The organism is Cedecea davisae DSM 4568, from assembly GCF_000412335.2.
GTDB lineage: Bacteria > Pseudomonadota > Gammaproteobacteria > Enterobacterales > Enterobacteriaceae > Cedecea > Cedecea davisae.
In genome coordinates this window covers 2,504,522-2,513,749 of sequence record NZ_KE161030.1, presented here as the reverse complement: position 1 = coordinate 2,513,749, position 9,228 = coordinate 2,504,522, and the positions used below count along the sequence as shown (strand labels likewise).

The window sequence follows — 9,228 nt, the reverse complement described above, 5'->3', positions numbered from 1 at the left end:
TTCGACGGCGGAGGCGGGGGCTGCTGCTACGGGGTACCTGGCGTCTGGAAACCGGGTATGACGGTGCGGATTGACTGGGAAACTGGACAAGGTTCGTCTGATGATTTCCCTGGTTTTGCGGACAGAGAAAAATATAACGCCTGGAAAAAAAAACATTGACGCGCAAAAACGCCAACATAGTAAGACGGTTCCTGTCCCTGACTACACCGGGCAGAAAACCTGCGGTATCACCGTTCATTTTTTACCCTGTGACGAAGTGAAAGTGACTACCAGCTGCTTTACCTATGGTAGCCCATCTTACCCAATTAAACTGCCGCTTGAGATGAAGGAGCCGAAGGTATGCCCAAGGTAACGACAGATCTGGCCTGGTACCCGCCGCCTTTTCCGGCTCAGGGAAGGCTGCCGTCTCGCGCCGCGCTAATAGGAGCGAACTGCAAAAAGCAGGCAAGTATGGAGCGGGAGTACCGAGATTCGCTTTGTGAGGCGGCGGACAGGGTGGTAGAACTACCCTGCTGCAAGACGCTGCATATCAGCCTGTTCTTTGACGGTACCGGCAATAATCTGAATAACGACTTTTATCTTTCGAACCCTAAGCACCCGACCAATATTGCCAGGTTGTTCAGGGCCAGCATCGGTAACGGCACGGCAGGGGGCGTAAGCAATGCCGGCGAGCTGTTTGATTCTGATTCTTCTCTGAAAGGAGGCTATTTCAAATACTATATTCCCGGGGTTGGTACGCCTTTCCCGGAAATTAACGATCTGGACTATTCCCTTAGGGGGCTGGCCTTTGCGGACCGGGGAGAGGATCGTATTAACTGGGGGCTGCTGCGAATTATCGATGCCCTCAAACGTTCCTTGTCCAAGAGCAATACCGATAGCAGCAAGCTATCAGATGGAGAAACACGTGATGCGCTAAAGAATATGGCGACCTCTATGGCCTCATTCGGGCTAACCGGCAGCCATAATCGCTACGAGGAGTTTTCCGCCCAGCTAAAAAAAATGGAGAAGGAGCTGGCGACTGCGCTACAGCCGCCAAACCCCGGCCAGCCCAAACTGCTGGGGATTAAGCTTTATATTTACGGGTTTTCCCGCGGGGCGGCGGCAGCAAGAACCTTCGTTCGCTGGTTAAGCGAGCTACTGCCAAAACCCGAGAAGGGCAAACAAAAACCCGACCAGTGCCTGGCGGTGGGTAACCTGAAGATCCCGCTAAGCGTGGAGTTTCTGGGGCTGTTGGATACCGTGGCCTCCGTCGGCGCGGCGCATATACTCCCCCTTGCCGAGGGGCATATGTCCTGGGCGGACGATACTCAGGAACTGCCCGATGAGAAAACCTACGGTGGATTTATTAAAGACTGCGTACACCTGGTTTCGGCCCATGAGCAGCGGCTCTGCTTCCCGCTTGATTCTATTCGACGCTCGAACGGGAAATACCCGGCTAATAGCGTGGAGGTGATTTACCCGGGAATGCACTCTGATATTGGCGGAGGCTATCCTCCGGGAGATCAAGGAAAAGCCAATTATAATGATGATCGCTTACTACTTTCGCAAGTAGTGTTAAACGATATGTTTGCCTCAGCATTTTCCTCCGGCGCACCTTTTAAAGTCCCTAAGAATTCACTTCCTGAAGACAAGAAAAAGGAAGTCTGGCGAGTAATGTCTCCAGAGGTAATACAGCACTTCGATGTTGATGCAGCCTTATTCCGCCGTTTCAATGCCTGGCGAGAGTTAACCCTTAACCAGCCCTTATCGAAGGAGCCCGTCACCGATGAGCAGGCGGCTAAATATGAGGCGCCCCGGGCCACCGTTAGCCTGGAAAAAGCGGTCCAGAATCAGTTGGCCTGGATAACGGCCTGGCGCATTAACCGCTATGCTCGCGGGACGATGCTAGGCACTCACTTTTACAAGGATGCGTCGGAAAAGCATGGTGTGTCGGGTGTGCTTAAAGAGGCCGAGGTGAGAAGGGAACTTGAACAGGGCGCGGTGAGAGCCAGGCGAAAAAATATTCTCGACAATACGCCTCCGGACAAAATAAAAGATCTGGTGCTGGAGCCGGGAATAAAAGATTTCGACCCCGAAGTCTCTAAAACCCAGCTTCAGCAGGCCGCGCAGGAGTTTGGTGAAGACTATCGGGGCGAGTTCCGCAGCGTGCAAAGCCTCCCTCAACTGGTACTGGACGTTATTCCACGCAACGCAATCTTTATGATGAATTCTGATGACGAGCGGCAGGACTTCGCAACAATGAAACGCGAAGGTGAAGATAAAGTCCGGGTACTGTTTCCACTGCTGGGGGAGGAAAGTAATGCGGACCAGCCAGGAGGGCTTGTCAGGGCGCTGTTTGACGATCAGGTTCATGATTCCCGAGCCTGGTTTATGCACTATGCCCTTGAGGGGAGAGAGCTATGGAGCGGCTATTTTCGCTATCGGATGATCTATTTTGGCCGCGAATGCAGTAAATCTCTGTCTCCGCTGGCCATCGCCGGGAATGTCGTTGGGGCCGCAACGCTGGTTGGCGGGGTTATCTTCAGCTTCAGGCAGAAGGGCACAACCGCGAAGCTGGCAGGCCTGGCGGGAACGGCCGGTATATTCTCGCTGGAATCTGAGGCTCTTGACTTGCTCACCGGGCTGCCGATTGCCATGAGCCCGGATGCCGCAAAACTCAAAGCCTTTACTCCCCAGCCAGGCGTTGTGGTCGCCGAGCAAACGGCCGCCGTGCAGGAGCAACGCCTCGCCTTTGCAAAATCCATCATCCATTCAGAGTGGGCGAAAGAAGCCGCTTCAACGCTCATTTCCTGACTCAGGGAAGACGTCATATGAAAAACATTATTCGTCAGGGTGACACCCTGAAGGAGCATGGCGGCCGGGTATTGGGCGGCCACTATCTCTGTTTTGGCAAAGGTATTGCCGCTAAGGGCGATGCCGTTAAATGTAATAAACACGGCATGACGACTATCGCGGAAGGCAGCTCGCTTACCGAAGTCGACGGCCAGCCGGTTGCGCTTCACGGGCATAAGTGCCGCTGCGGCTGCACGCTGGTGAGTTCATTTCCCGATTTTGGTATTGAAACGTGAGAGCGCCTCCCTTGTTCCCGCCTTACCGGGTTGCTCGGCCGCCGGTGGCAAAGCGCTGGCTTGTTGCGGCTTTTGCGGCGGCGCTGGCGGCAGGTATTTGCACTGCATTGGTTCATCAATCGGGGGCCAGCGGCGGCACCCTGGTTGCGGTGATGCTGGCGGGTTGTGCCGTTATCGGGACGCTGTGGCTTTTTCGCCTGGGGTATTACCGGGGCGCGGTATTAAACGCCAGAACCTGGCACCGGGGGGTGGAAAAGGCACAGCAGGCGTGGTGGGCCGGGCACCGGCAGCCGTTCGGTTTGCAGACGATTATCCTGATTGGGCCGGCCGGGAGCCGGGAGTCGGAATGGTTGCGCGTGTTGCGCCGCGAGAGTTTGCCCCCGGAGCCACGAAAGGAGGGCGCTATTGACGCATTGCGGGTTGCCCGCACCTTTTCTCCGGCGCTGGCCGAGCGTGAAAAGCAGCTTGCGAAAATGCTGGCTTTGCAGTGGGTACAGGAGGGTGAGATACCGGACACCTGCCTTCCCGCAAGATGTTACTGGGCCGGAAGCCGTGCCGCGTGGGGCGATTTTTTAGCGCAGATGAAGACGAGTCTTCCGCAGGTTACGCTGCCTGCGGAGCCAAAAGCCTGGAAAGGCGAAGAAACCCTGGCCGAACTTGCCGGTTTTTTCAGTGAAGCAGAACCCGGTTCGCTAATACTGGTTGCCGGGTGTCTGTCTGTCCCCGCGGTTGCCGGAACGCCACGCCCTGTCGGGGAGTCGGCAGCACTCTGGTTGGTTAGCGCTGAAGCCCCCGTCCTGCTGACCCGTGGGGAAACTTTCGAGGCTGCGTCTTCTGAATCCCTTTTGCAGGTTTGCCAGCGGGCGCAGGAACAAAGCGAGAGCGACAAGATCCCGGAGCAATGCATTCTCTTTACCCAGCCCGAACAGCCTGAACTGGACAGCTGCGGCTGGAGTCTCAATCAATACCTGCAGGACACCTATTGGGGAGAGCTGGGGGAAATGGAGGCCCTGGTCGTCATCTCCCTTGCTGCGTTATTTGCCCGTACCCGGCAGGAGCCTTGCGGCTGGATAGCCACCGACCCTCAACACTCACTCGCACTTGGAATCGTCAAGCCCCATGGATAAGGACAAAAAACACCCGGACAGTATCACCGTGGCGTCGACAACGTTTATAGCGGCTGCCGCAATGACGCTGGCTGTTTTATTGGGTGGCATTATTTATTGGTTTTTCGCAACGGAAGCCTCCACCGAGTGGTCGCAAATTCTGCCTATCCTGATTATTTGCGGCATAGTTTGGGCCATGGCTTTTTGTGTCGCCGCGCTGGTTTTTGCCGGCTGGCAGCTTTGGGTGCGCAACCAAATAAAGCGCGCCTCTAAAGAGGGCATAAAGCAAACCCAGCGAGATAAACAAGCCGGGCAAATGACGCTGACAGGACGCATTAGCCGGGCTATGCGTGACCGCTACAGTTTTTTCTGGCGCAGCAAAGTCCGCCTGCTGTTGGTCATCGGTGACCAGGCGGCCATTAATCTACTGCTTCCGGGGCTGGAGGAAAACCAGTGGCTGGAAGGTCAGCGTACCGTTCTGATCTACGGCGGCAGCCTGTCTGCGGAAATTAATGCTGAAAAATACGCTTCACTACGCAAGCTACGCCGTGGCCGCCCGCTGGACGGGATTGTCCGGGTTATTGGTCAGGGGCTTAGCCTCGATCCGGGGCAGAGTGATGATGACCTGCGCGGGCTGGAGAGGATTGGCGAGCTGCTGCGCTACCAGCCGCCGGTTTGGCTGTGGCAGCTGTGTGCCAGCGGCTGGTCTCAAAGTGGCCGAACCGAACAGGCGGTTGGCGTTGCCTTCCCGCTGCGCGCCGCGCCGGATGATATTGCTCACCAGCTGGAAAATTTACTGCCGGAGCTTAGCAGCAGAGGCATGAGTCAGGTTGTGGAGAATAACGGCCATGACTTTTTGCTGCGCCTAGCTCAACATCTTAAGAACGGAGGCATCTCCCTCTGGGGGCAGCAACTGGCACCCTGGCTGTATGCCAGCCAGCAGCGCATTCCGCTACGAGGTTTGGCCTTTAGCCTGGAGAATCGCGAGGGAGCAGGGGAAAGCGCGGCGGCGCCGCTGGTCGCTGGCCGTAAAAATACGCTGGCACTTCCCGCTACCTGGCAGGCCATTATTGACGATTGTGGCCGCGTGCGCGGGCGCCGTGTTGGTTTTGCGTGGGAGCGAATGCTTGCCTGGGGGTTGATGGGCGTTATCGGGATATGGGGCGCGGGGCTGCTTATCTCCTTCGCCCTGAACTGGCAGCAAATATCTACCGTGGCAAGCAAAGCCCGGGATTTGGTGGAACATCCTGCTGTTTCTGACGCTCAGTTGACTTCCCTCCACAGTCTGCGCAACGACGCGGGCAGCCTGCAGAACCATCTACTGCATGGTTCCCCGTGGTATCAGCGTTTTGGGCTGGATCACAGCCAGCAGCTGCTTGGCGCGATGTTGCCCTGGTATGGCGTGGTTAACAATCGGCTGATTCGCGACCCGGCCAATGCCGCCCTGGCCGGTAAGCTTGGCGCATTGGTCAATTCTGCCCCGAATAGCGACCAGCGCGCTCAGCTTGCGAAACCGGGTTACGACCAGCTAAAAGCCTGGCTGATGATGGCGCGGCCGGACAAAGCGGACGGCGCGTTTTATGCTCAAACCATGAAGGCCGTACAGCCTGAGCTAAACGGCGTCTCCAAAGGTTTATGGCAGAGTTTGTCGCCCGACCTCTGGGCATTTTATATCTCTGAGCTGCCGCACCAGCCGCAGTGGAAAATCACCCCGAACGCCGCCCTGGTTAACCAAAGTCGCCAGGTGCTATTGCAGCAAATTGGCCGCCGTAATGCCGAAAGCACGCTGTATGAAAACATGCTCAAATCGGTGCGCCGTAATTTTGCCGATGTTTCGCTTGAGGATATGACCCCGGGCACGGACGCGCGCCGTCTGTTCTCGACCGACGAGAGCGTGCCGGGCATGTTCACCCGTGAGGCATGGGAAGGCGGCGTTAAGCAGGCCATTGATAAGGCTGCTAATACCCGCCGGGATGAAATTGACTGGGTGCTGAGCGACAGCCGTAAGGCGGTCTCCGCTGACCTGGCTCCGGAAGCGCTTCGGGCGCGGCTAACCCAGCGTTATTTCACCGACTTCGCCGGCAGCTGGCTCAACTTCCTCAATAGCCTGCGGCTTAACCCGGCAAATAATATCGCGGATGTCACCGATCAACTGACGTTGATGAGTGATGTTCGCCAGTCGCCGCTGATTGCGCTGATGAATACCCTGGCGCGGCAGGGGCAGGCCGGGCAGAAAAGTGAAGGTTTGTCCGACTCGATAATCAAATCGGCTAAGGACTTAATCAACAGCAAAGATAAACCGGTCATCGACCAGAGCGCTCTGGGGCCGCAAGGCCCGCTGGACGAAAGCTTTGGGCCGCTGCTTCAGCTTATGGGAAAAAATAAAAACAACGATGCTATATCGGCGGACAGTTCGCTGAGCCTGCAAACATACCTGACCCGCATTACGCGCGTGCGTCTGCGCCTGCAACAGATCGCCAGCGCGTCGGACCCGCAGGAAATGATGCAGACTCTGGCGCAAACCGTGTTTCAGGGAAAAAGTGTCGATTTGACCGACACCCAGCAGTACGGCAGCCTGGTGGCCGCAAGCCTTGGGGAAGAGTGGAGTGGTTTTGGCAACACGTTGTTTGTCCAGCCTCTGAATCAGGCCTGGGAAACCGTGTTGCAGCCCTCGGCTGCCAGCCTCAACCAGCGCTGGAACCGGGCCGTAGTGGCAAACTGGAATACGGCATTTAACGGGCGTTTTCCGTTCGCGGCAAGCAAAAGCGATGCATCTTTGCCGATGCTGGCCGAGTTTATCCGCAAAGACACGGGCCGCATCGATCGTTTTCTCGTCACCGAACTCAACGGCGTGCTGCATAAAGAAGGCAGCCGGTGGGTTCCGGATAATGCTCATAGCCAGGGGCTGACCTTTAATCCTGCGTTCCTCAAGGCGGTCAATCAGCTCAGCCAGTTGTCGGACGTTCTCTTCACGGACGGCGGGCAGGGGATCGGTTTTGAGCTACAGGCGCGCCCCGTGCCGCAGGTGGTGGAAACGCAGCTCACCATTGATGGGCAAAAACTGCATTATTTTAACCAGATGGCTGACTGGCAAAGCTTCCGCTGGCCGGGTGAAACCTATAAACCCGGCACGCTATTGACCTGGACTACAACCGGGAGCGGCGCCCGCCTGTTTGGCGACTATGTGGGGACATGGGGCTTTATTCGCTGGCTTGAGCAAAGCAAGCGGCAGCGGCTGGACAGCAGCCACTGGATGATGAACTTCACCGCGCCAGATGGCCGAACGTTACAGTGGGTGTTGCGCACACAGTTGGGGAATGGCCCGCTGGAACTGCTGTCATTGCGTAATTTTACCCTGCCAGCGCAAATATTTAGCGTGGAGCCTGGCGCGTTGGGGCAATTTGCCGATGAAGGCGATGTTATACCCATGGATGGAGTGAATTAATGGCCTCTCTACACAATTTAGTTTTAGCCTGCGGGGCTGATGAAAATAAGCTGATCCAACAATCTCTTACACGTCTTCAGCTGTGGGATAACTGGCTTCAGCCGCTGAGCGATGACAATCCAGTGGGGGAAGATCCCGGCTATGACGACGATTTTCAGCGCATTCGTGAAGAAGTTAACCAGCTTTCAGGGATTGATACCGGCCTGATTTGCTCCCTGACTGAAAAGCTGCTGACCGGCGTCAGCAAGGATTTACGTGTCGTCACTTTTTACGTGTGGGCTCGCCTGCATCAGGACGGCGAAACCGGTCTGGCTGAGGGGCTGGAGCTGCTGGCCGGAATGCTTAAGCATTTTGGCTCCAGGCTGCATCCGCTCCGCGACCGCAGTAGAAGAGCTGCTCTCCAGTGGCTGGGCAGCAGCAGAATGCTGGACAGCCTGTCGCTGTACCCGGAAGTGGACGTTGCCGTGATGCAGCGTGTGGTGGGAGCATTACTGCTCTCGGAGCAGATTTTGCAGCAAGGGAGTGAAGAGGCTCTGCCCGAACTCAATCCCTTGTATCAGGCGCTCGAAAACCGGCTGGCGCAAAGCGGTGGCGCGCAGAGCATAGTGCCGCAAACCAGCCGGGACGAAGATGCACTTCCGGCGTCAACTTCCAGCGGCCCGGCAGTCCCGGGCATGACCGATGTGGCGTCCGGGCGCGATCTTCTTGACCAGGCAAAAGTGCTGGCTCAATACCTCCGTAACCAGCCCGGCGGCTGGCTTGCCGGGCATCACCTTATCAAAAGCGTGCGCTGGGATACGCTGACACAGCTTCCTCCGCTTGATGCTAACAGCCGTACCCGGTTGCTGGCACCTAAGCCCGATCATCGCGCCCGGCTTAAGCGTTTATACCTGCAGCAAAGCTGGCTGGAGCTGCTTGAACAAACCGATAGCCTGTTTGTGCGCGGGGTAAATCACCTGTGGCTGGACGTGCAATGGTATGCGTGGCAGGCGCTGCTGAAGATGGACTCCGATAGCTGCCGGGCAGATATCCTGTGCCATGACCTTAAAGGGCTGCTTGCCCGGCTGCCGGGCCTGGAGTCGCTTGCTTTTGACGATGGCACGCCGTTTGCCGATGAAGTGACGCTTAGCTGGATAGGTGAAAAGATCCTCGCCGAACCCGGCAGCTGGCAGAGCGAATCGCTTAGTACGGCTCCTGCAACACAGGATGACATCCTCGCTCTTGAGCCGGAAGTGCTGGCAAAAGCCGATGGGGAAGGTATCGAGTCTGCTCTCAACTGGCTGCAAAACCGGCCGGGCATGGCAACTCCGCGTGACCGCTGGCTAATGCGTTTGCTTATGGCGCGGGTCGCCGAGCAATACGGTAAAAACGAGATGGCGCTGCATCTGCTCGGGGAGCTGGATGCCGCCGCCCGGCAGATAACCCTGCAACAATGGACGCCAGATTTGCTGTTTGAAGTGAGGGCGCGCCGCCTGAAGCTGCTGCGTATGAAGGCGGCACGTAGCGAGACGGATAAAATCCGCCTCCAGCCAGAGATGGATACTTTACTTGCCGGGCTGCTGTCTCTCGATCCCGCTCGCGCCGCAGTATTGTGCGGCTAACCTACAGA

The 9,228-nt window shown here is 56.9% G+C and carries 5 protein-coding genes and 1 pseudogene; all 6 read left to right on the top strand.

Features of this window, described 5'->3' with window-relative positions; genetic code table 11:
• A pseudogene (tli1a, locus tag HMPREF0201_RS11400) lies at positions 1-352 on the top strand (Tli1a family immunity protein); the annotation flags it as partial.
• The gene (locus HMPREF0201_RS11395; RefSeq protein WP_016536808.1) at positions 340-2,793 is read left to right on the top strand and encodes a T6SS phospholipase effector Tle1-like catalytic domain-containing protein; all 2,454 of its coding nucleotides are present in this window, start codon (positions 340-342) and stop codon (positions 2,791-2,793) included. The pseudogene tli1a and the gene HMPREF0201_RS11395, both read left to right, overlap by 13 nt.
• 17 nt (positions 2,794-2,810) lie before the next feature.
• A complete protein-coding gene (locus HMPREF0201_RS11390; RefSeq protein ID WP_016536807.1) occupies positions 2,811-3,068 on the top strand; it encodes a PAAR domain-containing protein in 258 nt (85 codons plus the stop codon).
• Between the two features lie 44 nt (positions 3,069-3,112).
• Positions 3,113-4,195 (top strand): hypothetical protein, encoded by a 1,083-nt coding sequence (locus tag HMPREF0201_RS11385; protein WP_016536806.1) that lies wholly within the window; start codon positions 3,113-3,115, stop codon positions 4,193-4,195.
• Positions 4,188-7,619, top strand: a complete 3,432-nt coding sequence (locus HMPREF0201_RS11380) for an ImcF-related family protein (RefSeq protein ID WP_016536805.1) — start codon at positions 4,188-4,190, stop codon at positions 7,617-7,619. The genes HMPREF0201_RS11385 and HMPREF0201_RS11380 overlap by 8 nt, the downstream gene beginning before the upstream one ends.
• Positions 7,619-9,220 (top strand): type VI secretion system protein TssA, encoded by a 1,602-nt coding sequence (tssA, locus tag HMPREF0201_RS11375; RefSeq protein WP_016536804.1) that lies wholly within the window; start codon positions 7,619-7,621, stop codon positions 9,218-9,220. Before HMPREF0201_RS11380 ends, tssA begins: the two co-directional genes overlap by 1 nt.
• Positions 9,221-9,228: the final 8 nt, after the last annotated feature.